We start from the raw sequence: 14,950 nt of genomic DNA, 5'->3' as shown, positions 1-14,950 counted from the left end.
GACAACCATGAATAAACCGAGCCATGCGGCCATCCTTTGCTTGCTCGCATTGACAGGCTGCGGGTCCACCAACAACGTACCGCCGTCGGGCATCGAGTTCAGGCTAGACGGCTGCCCACCGCTTCTGAATTGTGTTTCCAGCGAGTCTGATGTGAGCCGGTATCAGGTGGACCCCATCAAACTCACCGAACCATTGACGCCTTCATCCTGGCAACGCATCCAGGAAGTTGCGCTGGCGTTGCCGGGAGCGTCGCTTCAGGAGTCCCGGTACGGATACCTAAGCATTACCTGCTACAGCGAACTGTTCGGATTTCCGGATTACCTGGAGATTCTCGCCAGCCAGGATCAAAAAACTCTCAACGTTCGGTCCCAGTCGCTGCTTGGCATCTACGATATGGGCGTTAATCGAAAGCGGGTGAGCCTGCTGAGAGAGAGCCTCTCCAAGAGAGGACTGGCCGCAGAATAGATCCTGCACACGGAATGAGTTGCTGCGATTAGCGTTCTGAGCCTGAATAAAGCTCACTCGTATCTGAACTGCCTCCACCCCCCCCCGGAAAAGGGGAATAGCGATCTGTGACAGCAGCGCCGTACCCCAGATCAGGTTGCCGATCACCGAGGGCACGTGGGGCACAATATAAAAGCAACTTATGGCAATAACTATTCCCATGAGACGCACGTCGCCGCGCCCGAACTCCGAGGCAACCCGGTGCTCGACGACAGAGCTGAGCACCCAGAGCATGGCAATGTAACCCGCCAACCCAAAGCATCCGATGGCTGAATATTCGGTCGGGTAGGGCTCCCAGAAACCCACCTTCACCTGGGCAGCCAGCGCAACGCCGACCATAACGCCGCAGAGCATCAGCGCAAGATGCCCGAGCCACCATTTGACCAGCGTAGCTGGCCTTTCGTCCCTGGTTTTACCGTTGCCGATGAAGTCAAAGTAAAGCCAGCACATCACGAACATCGCGATGCCACCCCATACGAAATTGAACAAAACGTCGGGTGAAACTTTATAAATACCTTTTTCCGAGAGGGTCACACTCAGTGGCCTCCGGGTGCCCACCGATTTCGTGAAGGCGCTTGCCCTCGGGGCTGATGCGGTAGCCATAGCAAACAGTGCGATGCAGTCCATTGGCTGCGTTGCTGCAAGAATCTGCAACACCAATAACTGTCCCGCAGGCATAGCGACGCAGAAAGCCGATTTGCGACAGCGCCTGAACGTCGATCGTTCCTCTGTACAGCTCAGGAATTTCCTGGAGGCCTCGACTGCATTGATGAAAGTTCTTGCCAGAGCCTGCGGCCACGATTCGCTGGAGAAGTTCACGAGATCCGACCTGACCACATGGAAACGGGATATGGCATTTTTATCCGGTGTCCGTTTTGCGGGGGTGGTAGCACCAGATTAACCCAGAGCTTTTAAGAAAGAGGGGGATGCATGTATTGCATGTTAATCTGGCACCCGGCAGTTTGATGGCGAATGTCGGCGGATATGTGCGACCGTAGCCACCCGGCGCCATTGCTATTGTGCAGGCGTTCTGGTGAAACTCATTACCGGGCAGCCCACAAACGTGCCCCAAACAAATTTCAAAAGGACAGGACGCTCGACCGTGAATGAAAGCCCCTCAAAAACCAAAACCAGTTTTTACAGGCGCCTGTATATTTCCTGGTTGATCAGCTCGGGAACCAACAGCATTCCTGCGATTATTGAGGCCACGGGCATGCCCCGCCGAACGGCACAGGACACGATTAACGCGCTTCATGAAATCGATGTCCATATAGAGCACGTGGGGTCCACGAAGGCCGGGCATTATGAAGTGAAAGATTGGGGGGCCATAAATCCGGAGTGGCTCGCGACCAACGTCGAGCGCCTGCGGGAAACGCTGGGTTATCCGCCGCTGGCCAGCTAACTCTGCCAGAAGGGCATTACCGACGAACAGTGTCCGCCTATGCACCCGGATTTATGGTAATAGGATCGTGCGAAGTTACTCGTACGTCGCTCTGAATTTTACTTATCGGCGAGCTTGCCAAAGGCGAAACGCAGCGCGAGCGCTAAAGCAAAAAAACCAGTCAGACCACCGAACAAGGTAACAACCGGAATCAGGTTTGCCATGAGCTTGTAAGCCTCCATTGATTAAGTGTGAGCAGCATCCACTCAAGTGATTAGCTTGCAACATGTGAATAACCTAAGTTTACTGAAAAATGCACAAAATTGGTATGAGATAACCAGTACGCGCCGAACTAACTCTTCATCTCCGCCTATCTAAAATTCATCCCAATACGGCGGATCGCCAAAATAACCATCGATGAAATCTATAAAACTGCGAACCTTGCTGGCCAGCAGCTGACGGTGCGCATAAACCGCGTAGAGCGCCATGGGTTCAGGCTCATAGTCTGGCAGAACCACCTGTAGCTGTGCTTTTCGTATGGCAGCACCCGCGATAAACGTTGGCTGCAGAGCAATGCCTGCGCCAGACATGGCTGCAGCCACGAGCACATCACCGTTATTACTGACCATGCTCAAAGGCTGCCGGTTACGCTGCAAACACTTGAGGGCAGAGCCGCCGAGACCGGGATCCATGTAGCTGTAGTGAAGATAATGATGGTCGATCAGATCCATGGGTTGCTCCGGCGTGCCATGACGTTGCAGGTAGTCCGGAGAGGCGCACAACACGACTCGCACAGGTGCAATGCGTTTGGCGATGAGCGACGAGCTTCTCAAGTGCCCTATGCGCAGAGCAATGTCGAACCCTTCCTCAACGATATCCACTTTTCGATCGTTTAATTGCAGATCTACCTTAACCCCGGGATGGGCTTGCTGAAACGCACTCAACAGGGGAGCCATATGGTGAATGGCAAAGGAAACCGGCGCGCTGATCCTGAGGGTGCCCCGGGCATCTGCCTGCAGGTCACCGAGCTGGCTCTCCATATCCTCAATATCGGCGAGCACCTGCAGGGCGCTCTGGTAATAGCCTTCGCCAGCTTCAGTGAGGTTGACGCGGCGGGTCGTGCGGTTCAGCAACCGAACACCCAGTCGCTGCTCCAACTGGGAAACGTATTTGCTAACCAGCTGAGGCGAAGTGTCCAGCCGGTTCGCCGCCTGGGTAAAGCTGCCTTCCTGCACAACCTGCACGAACGCCCGCATGGCGTCGATCCGATCCATAACGGCTTACTCCTTGGTGAACTCGACTGCACTATTAACATCGGTATGTTGATAATAACTCAACAGAGGAGATCTTATTCTTTGTTTTTAATGACAGTAAAGTGGCTGCATCAATCGGGAACAAGTCCCGGCGACAAGAAACTGGAATAACCTGATACGAGGTGACCACGATGAACGCAACATTTTTTAAAGCACTCCTTCAATCCAATGCGGGGCTTGCGGGCCTTATCCTTCGAGTACCGGTCGGTGTCATTCTGGCCGCGCACGGGGCACAGAAACTGTTCGGATGGTTCGGCGGTTATGGCCTGGAGGGCACTGGCCAGTGGATGGCCAGTATTGGCCTGGAACCCGGCTACCTGATGGCGCTGCTCGCCGGCGGCGCGGAATTCTTTGGCGGACTCGCTCTTGCCCTCGGCTTCCTGACTCGGCCAGCGGCCCTTGCGAATGCCGTCGCGATGCTCGTCGCCATCTTCGCGGTACACATCGATAACGGCCTGTTCATGTCGAACAACGGCTATGAGTACGCTCTGACGCTGTTTGTTGTCAGTGTTGCCGTACTGATTCAGGGCGGGGGTCGCTTTGCCATCGACAACACCTTGCTCGCCAGCCTTGGCGGAGGCAGCGGGCGCCGGACAGCACTTGCCTGAGCCCCGCTGTTATCGGCACTGATCACATTCGCGCACAGCCACTCCATGCGTTGCGGGGTGGCTGTTTCCTCGTCAGATTGACAGGGAGCATCCATGCCAAGACACATCGACACTCTGTTTATTTCCCACGGGGGAGGGCCGCTGCCACTTCTGGGCGACCCGGAACACCATGAGCTGGTCGTGCAGCTCACAGCTCTTGGCAAGTCGCTAAACCCACCTTCAGCGATACTGGTGATCAGCGCTCATTGGGAAGCACCCGTTGCAACCATCACTGCGGGCGCCAATCCCTCACTGATCTACGATTATTACGGTTTTCCAGCGGAATCCTACGCCATTGAATACCCGTGCCCCGGTGCACCGAACCTTGCACGACAGGTGCATGACGCGCTCAAAAAGGCAGGTTTGCCGACGTCGCTGGACGAAGAAAGAGGTTTTGATCACGGACTTTTTGTACCTCTGAAACTGATGTTTCCGCAGGCAGACATCCCGTGCATTCAGCTGTCTCTCATGAATCCCCTGGATGCCGGCACTCACATAGAGATTGGACGAGCTCTACAGACCCTCGACGTTGACCGCCTCCTCGTGATTGGCTCAGGCTTTTCGTTCCACAACATGCGGGAGTTCTTCAACCACTCTGACCCGGAATCAAATATCCGCAATGAGGCCTTCGAAAAATGGCTGGAGGATACCGTCTGCAACCCGGACCTGACCGAGGCTGACCGCACGAAGCGTCTGATTCATTGGGACCAGGCACCCAGCGCGAGATTCTGCCATCCGAGAGAGGAACATCTGGTGCCACTGTTCGTGTGCTACGGACTCAATGAGCGACCGGGCACTCAACACCTGTCGGCAAGGATTCTGGGCAAGAAAACGGGAACGTTCATCTGGAGCGGCAGCAAAGGAATGCTGAATCTCAACGCCCACACCTCCCGGTGTCGCATGCCGGAATAAACCTTTTGCTCAGATGCAGTGATCAATCGGCGCCATGCTTTCCGGATCGCTTGCAATGCTCTGGCCCATTTCTCGAATGCCTCAAGCAGTGACTTGCCAAATTGTTCGTGATGCTCATTGAGCACAAAGGTCCTGCTGCCATTCAACGAACTCCACGACATAGGGAAATGACGGTGGCGAACAAATGAACGGGAACTTGTCGCTGTTGCATGCCCGGCACAGTAGGACACGTCAATGCGTCAGAATCCTTTACATATAGCGCCACCGACCACATCACCGGCTTTTGCAACCCCATAAAGTTAATCCGTTATTTTTTCATGGCATGCATATGGCTTATTTTTACGCTGGTCAAAAAGGCCACGCAACTCAGGTCCGAGGGAATTATGTAGTCGTCGAGACAATGATAAAAAAATAAAGAAAGGGAAGACGCACTATGAAGCAACCAAAAGCGTTCACGCCTGGTTTGGCAATCATTTCAACCTTTATGGCATTCTCGGTTTTAGCAACACCACCACCGCTGGTTAGCGACGACCCCCACGAAGAAACCCACGACGAATCTCAACCTCTACTCGGCATTTCTGACGGCCACGTTCGTTCCGATCCGAGCGCCCCTCTCATGGAACACGATGCCGCAGTAGCCGGCATCATCAGTGATGCGCCGTTCGCCAAGGTTACCAAGAACCTGGCCGAAGCCGGTCGCGGCGAACGGCTTTCTCCAAACTCTACAACCGACGTTTGGGCGCTGGGCAACTATGCGTACACCGGAACTTTTAATAGTCCGTGTGGCGGCGACCCGGAGGCGGGCATCTGGATATGGGATGTGCGCAACAAAACCAATCCAGAACGTGTCGGGATCATTCAGTCTCCAACCGGCAGCCGCACTAACGATGTCAGGGTCGCATCGATGGGTTCCGGGGACATCCTGGTGCATTCGAACGAATCGTGCGCTGGAGGACCTGGCGGCTACGAGATTTATAACGTCGACGACCCCTCAAATCCCGTCCACTTGGCGAGCGTACAGACCGACGACGTCAACCTGTTTCTGCGTGACAACTTTGGCTTTACCGATTTCGGCGTGCACAACCTGTGGCTTTTTACCCAGGGCGCCAAGGACTATGTCGCCGCAACGGTTGAGTCCGAGATAGGCAACTTCCAGATATTCGACATTACCGATCCGACTAACCCCACCCTGGTGGGTTTCTGGGGCGCAGAGCAACTGCATCTTCCCGACATAACTGATTGGGTTAATTTAAGTGACTTTGGCGTCATTCTAGATGCGGATGCTTATCTGTTCAGTGGCTTCGGCGCTTCGCAAAACCGTTTTCTACATGACGTCACCATCACCGCCGACGGCACCAGAGCTTATCTTGCCAATTGGGATGCGGGCCTGGTTTTGCTGGACATCAGCGATCCGGCTAATCCCCAGGTCGTTTCGGTCGCCCTGGATCCAGCCAATGGCTCACTCGATGGCGAGGTCAACAGCCACTCAGTCTGGCCTAGTGAGGACGGCACGATCGTGGTCGAAGGTGAGGAGGACTTCAGCGCCTGGGAGGCCACGATTGCCCCTGGCAATGTGACGTTCGGCAACGGCAACCCCATTCCGGGTGTAATCGCGGCAACCTCGACAGGTGATGCATTTGAAGCAAGCCAGACAGGTAACGCCGGATTCATAACGGCATCCAGCGTGGAAGTCACAAGTGGGCCGCTGACCGACTCGGTCTTCGGGGCCAATGAATTCAGCGGAAACAACTTCCCGCTTGGTGCAGGCTCGTACTCAGGTAACTTCGTTTGGATAGGCCAGGCTTGTAATGGCGACCCGATTCTCAATCCGCTCGGGGCCGGTGATATTGCTGTCGTTCGCCGCGGTGCCTGCACATTTGCGGAGAAGTCTGTGAACGCGTCAAACGCAGGAGCTGGCGCAATCGTCGTGACCAACAACAATTCAAACTCGACACCTTGGAGCGGACTTCGTATCTGGAACTATTCTGACCCTGCCAATCCCATACTGGCCTCGATTTTCGACACCGAGTGTTCAGCCTCGACTGCACCTGGTGGCAATTGCGACGCCCGGGGAACCTATTCGAGCCACAATGTCCTGGTTGAGACCAGTGATGGAAGGGTGAAAGCGTATATTTCCTGGTATAGCGATGGCGTAGTGGTATTGGATGTCACCAATCCGTACGATCCTGTTGAAGTTGCTCGATACCATCGCGCCGGCACTGAGTTCGAAGCTGAAAACGGCGGCATCCAGGATATCTGGGGAATTTACAAGGTTCCCAATGAGCCATGGATTTATGCATCTGACCGTAACGGAGGACTTTATATTCTGAAGGAGTACGGCTCGGGCTCTGCCAAGAACGGCAGAGACTAACCAACCAACAGGTGACATTCGGTAACGGAGGCGGTGCCAGGCACCGCCTCTTTCTTTAGTACTTCCCGTGGGTGTCCATCTCAGGAGCCGGTTTTTCCCAAATCTGGCTGGGACTAATGCGAGGGGAAGGCTTTGAATCAGGGAGGCTCGTTTCTACCATGGATATTCGCCTTGGAGATTTCTACGAAACCGGAAAGCGGGTGAACGAAGACCCCCTGATTGTGGTCTTCGAGGACTTTCTCAAGCCCAGGGAAGTCGAACAGCTGGTCAGCGCCGCACAATCCAAAATGAAGCAGGCCCTGGTCAGTGCTGCAGAATCCGGAGTCGAAAGCTCTGGACGGACCGGCAGTAATTGCTGGATACCCCATGGCTACAACGCAATTGTCGAGAGTCTGGCCCAGCGTGTTGCCGATGTCGTTGGCTTGCCGCTTCAGCACGCTGAATCCCTGCAAGTCGTTCACTATGATGAAGGTCAGCAGTACGCGCCTCATTATGATGCATGGGATGCAGGCACTGAACGTGGCCAGCGTTGCATGGCCCGGGGTGGCCAACGCCTGATTACCTGCCTGATGTACCTCAATAATCCGCAGCAGGGTGGTGGTACTTCCTTTCCCAATCTGGACATGGAAATCAGGGCCCGAAAAGGCCGCATGGTCCTGTTTCACAATTGTCAGCGGGGCAGCAATGTCCGCCATCCCGATAGTCTGCATGGCGGTATGCCGGTACTGAGCGGGGAAAAATGGGCCTGTAATTTCTGGTTTCGTGAGCGGCCTTATCAAACAGCACCGACCACGTCGCGCAAATCCACACCAACTCCGAAATTCAAGCGTGTTATCTAGGAGTGTATGGCGGCAGGCGTGCGCGGGAAATTTAGTACTTTGTGGTCTCGTTTTTTGGTCCGTTTTCGCTCACTGCGGGGTACCTCATGAGTCCTGTTTTGATCGTAGGCTGCCAGCCAAAAACCACCCAAAAATGGTGTTTTGACACTGCCACCGACACCCTCCAAAAAGTTGTTCATTTACACAGCTATAATGAAAAACTCTCGAATTAAGCTCGATTCCTGCGGCTTTATTTTCAGGCCGTGCAAGCTTTTCCCAGAGCGCTTTCTGTATCCCTATGTTTTTACCTGATGAAAATTCCGAGTGCTCGATTTGAACTTGCACGAGCTTGCACGATTAGCTCGGTGCACATTTTTCGCAGGAAAGAGCGCCGAAAATTCCGTGTTGATGCCCCCCTGTCTGTATGAATTAGATTGGGAATTGGTGCTGTGATCTCGGTTTGGACGGGAGGCTGAGATTGAGGTTTAATGCGAATTCAAACTAATAAGCTGTTATGTGGTAGTGCTATGAATCGTCGTTACGATGTCTTCGATTTTATTATGGTGGTCGGTTTTGTTCTGATCGTCGTGGCGATCGGAATAGCTTTTCTAATTCAGGCTGCTGATAACTCTGAAGCTTTGGCCATCGCGGGAGTGTGGGTTATTGCCTCGTTTTGTTTATCGGTTTATTTGCACGGCATCCTGCAAGGAGTTTCGAGGCTTGAGATCAAGGTACCCAAAAGGCTTGCGGTGCTGGCCTTCGGCATCAGTGGGATCCTATTCGTTTCGGCCTGGATGGTTAACGGCACATAACCAGGCGCTTAAATACGTTACGGCCACAAAGGGCGTGGCCTCCACCGGACAGCCACTGCTTCGCAGTGCCTGCCGTTTAGCTTGGCGTTATGCGCACAGTTAGTTTGGAGTTTTGGCCGTGAGTAAAGTGAAGATGTCACAAACATTGTCTCAGTCTATTGAAGCTGGTGATTGGCAGAAAATAGAAAGGTATTTTAACGACTCAGATTTTGCCAAGGCTCTAGGAATCATTGTCAATTTGGATGATCCGGCCAATCCTCGATGTGAAGTGAACGAGATAAAAGATTTACATATTGGCGGTGTTGGTCAGTCGTATATAAACGGTGCTGTAATTTCAGCGATATTTGATCTGGTGATTGGTTTGTCAGCCCTGGGATATGCATCTGAGGGAAATTTCGCTACATCAAATGTGAAGATACGGTTTGTAAAGCCGGTTGAAAGAAATAGGTTTTATGCAACTTCAAAAGTCCTAAGAAAGATCGGCAATATTATATTTTCCGAGGCTACACTGTTCAATTTTCATGGAGAGCCCTGTGGGCAAGCGCATGGTGAAATACGTGTTGGCATTAAGTGAAACGCATAACAAGGCGCATCACCGGGCTGGACCTCGCTCCGCGAGGCCGGTGTGCTTGGCGTTAAGGGTTTTTATATTGCCTGCACTAATAGCGCGTTCGGTGGCCGCCCTGGAGCCCGACCATCAGGATCGCCACAGGCATAGAACAGGTCAGTCCTTCGATAAATTCAGGCTTATGGTGCAGGTTTTAAGCCTGCAGAGATGTACCCGGCTGAAAACGGCCCGGGCATCAGTTTAAAAAGCTACCCATGTCAATCTCTCCGGCCGCCGTTTCACCGCTGGTTCTGTTTACCAGTCGGGAAACGCCGCGCACATGGCAGGCCGTTGGCGGTGTGAGGTTCTCGACCGTGACCGAATACACCGCCTGTTCGGGAGTATCAGAGCAAGGACGTAGCTGGTCGTTCCGCCGGTTCATAAACGCCTTGATGAAGGGGACTCGGGCGCTGGCATACTCACCGTCGCCCAGCGAGAACGACTGAACGATGTCCTCGCACTCGCCGCTCACCTCATGAAAACGCACGTCGAAGGCGACGCGGGCAGCCGGGCCAGACTCTTCCGTGGGGGAGGGACACTGCGCTGAAAACGCGTACTCAAAGTCTTCATTCGTGTCGCCGGTCACCACAAAGGACCACAACGGCCGCCGGATCAGTCCACGGCTTACCAGGGCGGTACCGGGACCACCTACGGTTGCGTCCCCTTCAACGAGTTCGTACGCCGAGGCGACGCCCGTGGTGTGTCCGGTGGCGGTGCTGCTGAGCCGACTGAAGGCGGAGACGTGACACGCGCCGGTTGTGAGGACGTTCTGAAACGCTATGCGGACCGGAACACCCTCGCCTGACACTCCGAAATCGTCCAGTCGGATCTGCACTTGCTGGAAGGCGCCGTCTGTCAGCGTGACTGGCGTCGTCTGGGGTGCGGCCAGTCCGGTCGGCTCCGATGCCACTACCTCAAACCGGATTGCCGGCTCCTCTGGCGCCACATAGGGATTGTCATCACGGTTTCGGTCGCGGCAACGTCCAAGCAGGGAGAGCTCGACGATTTCAGAGGCGACAAAGTACATCATGCCGTTTCGGCGTAAATCCACAACGGCTTCCCCGGCATGTTGGGCAAGGGCGGCCCCTCCCGCTATCGACAGAGGAAGGGTCAAGGCGCAAGAGAGTGAAAGTGGCCAGTGTTTTTTCATATGGAATGTTCCGGGAACTGTTCAACCGCGATGCAACGCGGGGACACCCCAATGGCGTACCAGCCAACCGGCTGCCTGCCGCTTGCCCGGACGCGCTGGGCCGATCTGTCCGCTCCCGCACTGACTGCGTGTTCCGAAGACCCCGCAACGTTGCGGAGCAGGTGGGGACGACGTCGGCCCCACCGGGAAACGCACGGGCAGCAGGGTAGATTTATTCATTGTAGTCCGTGAATGGACGACCATAGAAAGCACTAAATTTCCGAAACAGAATATCAGTAACCTACCCGCCAAATTCCACACAAAGCACTAAACAAACTTAAAGTAGATTCTAGAGTAGGGCGTTGATTTTGATTTCCACACAAAGTGCTTAATTCGGCGTCCAACTCCGAGGTAAAAACTGTCAGCTGAAAACGAGGAAGGCATAGAATGGGGGAAGGCATCTATCCGAAGGGAAGCTCCTAAACAAAAGTGAACATTTGCCACGGCCGAGGTTTTCGACTGTGATAGCTTTTCTCACACTCGCAGTAAACTGCTCTCAGTAAAAGACGAAATCATGTAAATAGAGCGATTTCATTTTTGCGTGGGGATTTGCGTAGCTTTCAGGGCTGTATAGCTTATTTTCATTCGACTGAAGGAATGACTTGGCTTTTTGCGCTTGGCTTTATTTGACCCGTTAATTTATGAGCCTGCTGAAGTGAGCGAAAAAGGATATGCGGTATTTTTTTCAAGTGCGAGGGTTACCGTTGATGGCTCTTTTTAGGTTTTGAAACCTCAATCAGAGCCGGTAACCCCCGATAATCCGTCTCGGCTTAGCGAAAACCCAGGAACGAGAGAATCGCTATAACGATAACGACTGCACCAACGATATAAACGATATTGTTCATAAGTGATGACCTATTCTAGAACCCGCAAATTTGGTTGCGCCGCATTCCCTGCGGCGGATGATGCAACTCCCTGTACTGGCTGATCCATTGCCACATCGGGGTTTAGATTGAGGTATCAGGGTTTCCGGGTCTGTACGGTAGCCCACAGAGCGCAGAAAAAAAGGGTGGTAGGTAAGGTCTGGCAGTTTAAATGCTGCCTACGAAACAATCCCGCAGGCAGCCAAATCAGAGTTAGGTGAGGGTTTGTCAATTTTTGCGGATTTTTTCGAAGTCATTGATCTGCTTTTCTGCTTCCTCTCTGGTGACGCCATAGGCCTGTTGGATCTCGCCAGCCAGCTGTTCACGCCGGCCAGCAATCTCATCGAGGCGGTCATCCGTTAACTTACCCCATTGCTCTTTCAACTTGCCCTTCAGTTCTTTCCAGTTACCTTCGATGGTGTCCTTGTTCATGTCAGCTCCTTTGGCTCTCTGGCCAGATAATAGGTTCATGTAACGGCGGCCCATTTTCAGACAGAACCAGTGCCACCGGTGTTTCATCGTGTGCTGAAACCGAGTCACGGTCTGTGCGTTAACAAACACAGATGTGTTCACGTGGGATAGCGCACAGAGGCGTACCCGCTTCTCGGGCAAATTAGTTCGCAGGAACAAGCTTTTGAACCCTTATGAGCCTGAGGCTGTCATTTGGCCAACTCCGTCTGGTTTATCGCGATCGGAACTCTGCTGATTCTCATGGGGACGCGCCCGCCGGTGCTCCAGCGTCTGAATCTGACACCGTCTATGGTCTATTTGAGCGTTGGCGTGCTTCTGGGCCCGCTGATGTTCGGCGTGTTTCATTTTAACCCGCTGAAACAGGCGCATTTCCTGGAAGTGCTTGCCGAGCTTGCGGTGTTGTTGTCGTTGTTTATAGCAGGCACGAAGATGCCGGTGCCGTTCAGATGGAAAGCATGGCGCGTACCTATGCGCCTGGCATTTATCTCCATGACTATCAGTGTCGTGCTGACGGCTGTCTTCGGTTACTACCTGCTTGGACTTCCTTTGGGGGCGGCGATTTTGCTGGGAGCCATACTGGCGCCCACCGACCCTGTATTGGCAACGGAAGTTCAGGTCCGACACATGGGTGATACTGACCCTCTGCGGTTCACACTGACCAGTGAAGCGGGAATGAATGATGGCAGCGCTTTTCCTTTCGTAATGTTGGGGCTGCTGTTACTTGGTTCCCCGCTCAGTGACGAGCTGCTTGGAAGATGGGTTTTTAAGGACATCTTGTGGTCAACAGCGTCGGCCATTGCGGTCGGCCTTGTGACGGGGCGGTTGCTGGCTCAGATTGTGCGAGGGCAGCGATCTCTCGAAAGAACGGTCCCGTTGTTGGACGATTTCCTTGGTCTTGGACTCATTGGCCTGACCTACGGCGTATGCCTGCTGATCGATGGCTGGGGGTTTTTGGGCGTTTTTGTTACTGCCATTTCGCTGCGGCAATCCGAAATGACGCTGGCTCAGGCTGAGAAGCCTGACAAAGTCACGGTGACAGCTGTGACCTCTTCCGATCAGCCGGGTGAAACCGTCTGGCATCTTCCTACCGAGGTGTCGAAAGGTTCGTTGATGTTCAAGGAGTCCCTTGAACGCTTATCCGAACTGGTATTGGTGGTGCTGCTGGGCGGCATGTTGTTTACCGACTCCTGGAGTTTTCGGGCCGTTGGTCTCGGGTTATTCCTGTTTGTCGTTGTTCGGCCGGTCAGCGTACTTCTTGGTTTAATCGGGTCTGGGGCGCCCTGGCGGCTGCAGATGCTGGTGGGTTGGTTCGGGGTTCGGGGAATCGGTTCTATCTACTATTTGATGTTTGCCGTTGTCTTCGGCCTGCCGGAAGAACTGGCGCTGGAGCTGATTCACCTGACGTTGGTGGTTGTGGTGCTCTCGATCATCATTCACGGACTGACCGTCAAACCGATGATGACGCGGTGGTGGGGCCCGTGAAACTCTTTCGTCGCCCTATGTGTGCTTGCGAACAGACAGCACAAAGGCCCAACCCTGATTCTGGAAAGGTGGTCTTGCACCGAATCGAATGACCCTAATTCGCTGCGCCACGACCTGCGCCCAATATTCATTGGTGCGCAATTGGAATGCACTCTGAACAATGTGAGCGAGGAGCTTGTCATGATCAGAATCAAGACTGCGGCGATCACTTTCTGCCTGCTAGGAGCTTTGCCCCTGGCTGCATCCGCACAATCTGCTGAGTTTGGCCCGATCGAGGGCGATCGTGAATTCTCCCTTTCGGGAACCGGCAGCAATGACCGAAATTTCAACAGCGGCAGCTTCGGCGTGACCGGTGATCTGGGCTGGTATCTGCAGAGTAATGTGGTGGCTGGTATTCGTCAGAGCATCAATTACGCCGATATTGAAGGCCAGGGCGTCACCGATGATTTCTGGAACGGCTCGACCCGGGGGTACCTCGACTATCAATTCCTTGACGATCGTGCGCGACCCTTTGTTGGTGCGAGTCTGGGCGGAATTTATGGAGATGGCGTTAAGGACAGTGCCTTTGCCGGACTGGAGACAGGATTAAAGTACTATGTTCAGACCAAGACCTACTTCCTGGCACGTGCGGAGTACCAGTTCCTGTTCTCCGACAGTAGTGACGCGACGGATGCGTTTCAGGATGATGGCATTTGGGCCTATACCGTCGGTCTGGGTTATAACTTCTGAACGTCGTTAGAGTGATGACTCAGTACGACCCGAGTCGCTGCTGTTGGCCAGTTGATTATCGCTGGCCCGATGTCCGTATAGATGTCGAATGCCGCGAAGATCACCTGGCTGCAGCTCGGGGAAGTTCTCGGTGTAGCGAAAACCCATGACCTGCCCGGAAGGGCCGGGGTGGTCCAGGCCGATGGCGTGGCCGATTTCATGAATCAGCGTATAGCGAATATCGTAGGTCTCCGTGTCGCCATCAAAGCCGATTTTCCATTTCTGTTCTGGGTTCAGGCAGACCAACGACTGGCTGATGGCGCGCACACCGTCTTTCTCCCTGGGTGCAAAGGTGACGTTGGCGAATGCACGCCGATGCGGCTGGCCCTGGGCACCCAGGATTATGTCTGCATCTCGAGCATTGGCAACCCGGTAGAACGAAAGGTCAGCTGCACGCTCCCAAACCCGGAACGCGGCGGCAGCTTCCTTGACCAGCATCTCAAAGCTCAGATCCCGGTTGGACAAAGCTCTCATCGGCGCCAAAACGCCACAATTGCGGGCGTTTTCAAAGTCCAGCGTTTCATCCGCGAAGGCGTAGCTGATCCTTGCACCTGTGCCCAATTGCTGCTCGCCCCATTTCACCAAGTACCCTTCAAGCTTAAGCAGCCGGTAGCCATCCTGTTGTTCTGAGGCAAACAAGGGCAGCGACAGGAGCACACAGGCGAAGACTGTCAGGATATGACTGCACCGCAAGAAGCGGTCGCTCGGCAGCGAAACACGGTTCATGGGAAAAGATTAAGGGTAACGGCCGAAGATGTCGATGATGATTTGGTCAGCGAAGGCTGATGAGAGCTGATTGTTCAGCTTCAGA

General features: G+C 53.9%; 15 protein-coding genes. 11 read left to right on the top strand and 4 right to left on the bottom strand.

Annotated features, from left to right (window positions below):
• The first annotated feature begins 7 nt into the window (after window positions 1-7).
• The 3 genes from K8I84_RS05120 (at window position 8) to K8I84_RS05110 (ending at window position 1,907) form a co-directional block, all read left to right on the top strand.
• The gene (locus K8I84_RS05120; RefSeq protein WP_223793631.1) at window positions 8-466 is read left to right on the top strand and encodes a DUF1499 domain-containing protein; all 459 of its coding nucleotides are present in this window, start codon (window positions 8-10) and stop codon (window positions 464-466) included.
• A gap of 589 nt (window positions 467-1,055) precedes the next feature.
• On the top strand, window positions 1,056-1,406 hold the full coding sequence (locus tag K8I84_RS05115; RefSeq protein ID WP_317848198.1) for a glutamate synthase-related protein: 351 nt from the start codon (window positions 1,056-1,058) through the stop codon (window positions 1,404-1,406).
• Between the two features lie 201 nt (window positions 1,407-1,607).
• Window positions 1,608-1,907: a helix-turn-helix domain-containing protein gene (locus K8I84_RS05110; protein WP_317848202.1), complete on the top strand. Its 300-nt coding sequence runs from the start codon at window positions 1,608-1,610 to the stop codon at window positions 1,905-1,907.
• Window positions 1,908-2,260: 353 nt separating this feature from the next.
• Here the strand turns inward: K8I84_RS05110 and K8I84_RS05105 are convergent, their stop codons facing one another.
• Window positions 2,261-3,160 (bottom strand): LysR family transcriptional regulator, encoded by a 900-nt coding sequence (locus K8I84_RS05105; RefSeq protein ID WP_223793629.1) that lies wholly within the window; start codon window positions 3,158-3,160, stop codon window positions 2,261-2,263.
• Window positions 3,161-3,330: 170 nt separating this feature from the next.
• On the opposite strand from K8I84_RS05105, the gene K8I84_RS05100 reads away from it, so the two are divergent.
• The 6 genes from K8I84_RS05100 to K8I84_RS05075 all read left to right on the top strand — a co-directional run bounded on the left by K8I84_RS05100 (window position 3,331) and on the right by K8I84_RS05075 (window position 9,333).
• Window positions 3,331-3,807 carry a DoxX family protein gene (locus tag K8I84_RS05100; RefSeq protein ID WP_223793628.1) on the top strand — a complete coding sequence of 159 codons (477 nt, stop codon included), beginning with the start codon at window positions 3,331-3,333 and terminating at the stop codon, window positions 3,805-3,807.
• 93 nt (window positions 3,808-3,900) lie between these two features.
• Entirely contained in the window at window positions 3,901-4,758 is an 858-nt protein-coding gene (locus K8I84_RS05095) for a DODA-type extradiol aromatic ring-opening family dioxygenase (protein ID WP_223793627.1), read from the top strand.
• Window positions 4,759-5,191: 433 nt separating this feature from the next.
• On the top strand, window positions 5,192-7,129 hold the full coding sequence (locus tag K8I84_RS05090) for a PA domain-containing protein (RefSeq protein WP_223793626.1): 1,938 nt from the start codon (window positions 5,192-5,194) through the stop codon (window positions 7,127-7,129).
• A 158-nt stretch (window positions 7,130-7,287) separates the two neighbouring features.
• On the top strand, window positions 7,288-7,968 hold the full coding sequence (locus tag K8I84_RS05085; RefSeq protein ID WP_223793625.1) for a prolyl hydroxylase family protein: 681 nt from the start codon (window positions 7,288-7,290) through the stop codon (window positions 7,966-7,968).
• A 506-nt stretch (window positions 7,969-8,474) separates the two neighbouring features.
• Window positions 8,475-8,759: a hypothetical protein gene (locus K8I84_RS05080; RefSeq protein ID WP_223793624.1), complete on the top strand. Its 285-nt coding sequence runs from the start codon at window positions 8,475-8,477 to the stop codon at window positions 8,757-8,759.
• 118 nt (window positions 8,760-8,877) lie between these two features.
• Complete coding sequence (locus K8I84_RS05075; RefSeq protein WP_223793623.1) at window positions 8,878-9,333, top strand: PaaI family thioesterase; 456 nt, start codon at window positions 8,878-8,880, stop codon at window positions 9,331-9,333.
• 229 nt (window positions 9,334-9,562) lie between these two features.
• Here the strand turns inward: K8I84_RS05075 and K8I84_RS05070 are convergent, their stop codons facing one another.
• Window positions 9,563-10,417: a hypothetical protein gene (locus tag K8I84_RS05070; protein ID WP_223793622.1), complete on the bottom strand. Its 855-nt coding sequence runs from the start codon at window positions 10,415-10,417 to the stop codon at window positions 9,563-9,565.
• Between the two features lie 1,229 nt (window positions 10,418-11,646).
• Window positions 11,647-11,850: a CsbD family protein gene (locus K8I84_RS05065; protein ID WP_223793621.1), complete on the bottom strand. Its 204-nt coding sequence runs from the start codon at window positions 11,848-11,850 to the stop codon at window positions 11,647-11,649.
• Window positions 11,851-12,081: 231 nt separating this feature from the next.
• Here K8I84_RS05065 and K8I84_RS05060 point away from each other — a divergent pair, with 231 nt between their 5' ends.
• Both K8I84_RS05060 and K8I84_RS05055 read left to right on the top strand, forming a co-directional pair.
• Window positions 12,082-13,371: a cation:proton antiporter gene (locus K8I84_RS05060; protein ID WP_223793620.1), complete on the top strand. Its 1,290-nt coding sequence runs from the start codon at window positions 12,082-12,084 to the stop codon at window positions 13,369-13,371.
• Between the two features lie 180 nt (window positions 13,372-13,551).
• A complete protein-coding gene (locus tag K8I84_RS05055; protein ID WP_223793619.1) occupies window positions 13,552-14,100 on the top strand; it encodes a porin family protein in 549 nt (182 codons plus the stop codon).
• Between the two features lie 6 nt (window positions 14,101-14,106).
• On the opposite strand, the gene K8I84_RS05050 is transcribed toward K8I84_RS05055, so the two are convergent.
• The gene (locus K8I84_RS05050; RefSeq protein ID WP_223793618.1) at window positions 14,107-14,865 is read right to left on the bottom strand and encodes a matrixin family metalloprotease; all 759 of its coding nucleotides are present in this window, start codon (window positions 14,863-14,865) and stop codon (window positions 14,107-14,109) included.
• Between the last annotated feature and the right edge of the window lie 85 nt (window positions 14,866-14,950).

The organism is Marinobacter sp. F4216 (assembly GCF_019931195.1).
Lineage (GTDB): Bacteria > Pseudomonadota > Gammaproteobacteria > Pseudomonadales > Oleiphilaceae > Marinobacter > Marinobacter suaedae.
Note: the sequence above shows the minus strand (reverse complement) of the source record. Positions and strands in the feature narration are given on the sequence as shown.

What these genes read in the sequence shown, in the direction of transcription:
- K8I84_RS05120 (WP_223793631.1), top strand. Translation starts at nt 8, where the DNA reads ATGAATAAACCGAGCCATGCGGCCATCCTTTGCTTGCTCGCATTGACA.
- K8I84_RS05105 (WP_223793629.1), bottom strand. Translation starts at nt 3,160, where the DNA reads ATGGATCGGATCGACGCCATGCGGGCGTTCGTGCAGGTTGTGCAGGAA.
- K8I84_RS05100 (WP_223793628.1), top strand. Translation starts at nt 3,331, where the DNA reads ATGAACGCAACATTTTTTAAAGCACTCCTTCAATCCAATGCGGGGCTT.
- K8I84_RS05095 (WP_223793627.1), top strand. Translation starts at nt 3,901, where the DNA reads ATGCCAAGACACATCGACACTCTGTTTATTTCCCACGGGGGAGGGCCG.
- K8I84_RS05090 (WP_223793626.1), top strand. Translation starts at nt 5,192, where the DNA reads ATGAAGCAACCAAAAGCGTTCACGCCTGGTTTGGCAATCATTTCAACC.
- K8I84_RS05085 (WP_223793625.1), top strand. Translation starts at nt 7,288, where the DNA reads ATGGATATTCGCCTTGGAGATTTCTACGAAACCGGAAAGCGGGTGAAC.
- K8I84_RS05080 (WP_223793624.1), top strand. Translation starts at nt 8,475, where the DNA reads ATGAATCGTCGTTACGATGTCTTCGATTTTATTATGGTGGTCGGTTTT.
- K8I84_RS05065 (WP_223793621.1), bottom strand. Translation starts at nt 11,850, where the DNA reads ATGAACAAGGACACCATCGAAGGTAACTGGAAAGAACTGAAGGGCAAG.
- K8I84_RS05055 (WP_223793619.1), top strand. Translation starts at nt 13,552, where the DNA reads ATGATCAGAATCAAGACTGCGGCGATCACTTTCTGCCTGCTAGGAGCT.
- K8I84_RS05050 (WP_223793618.1), bottom strand. Translation starts at nt 14,865, where the DNA reads ATGAACCGTGTTTCGCTGCCGAGCGACCGCTTCTTGCGGTGCAGTCAT.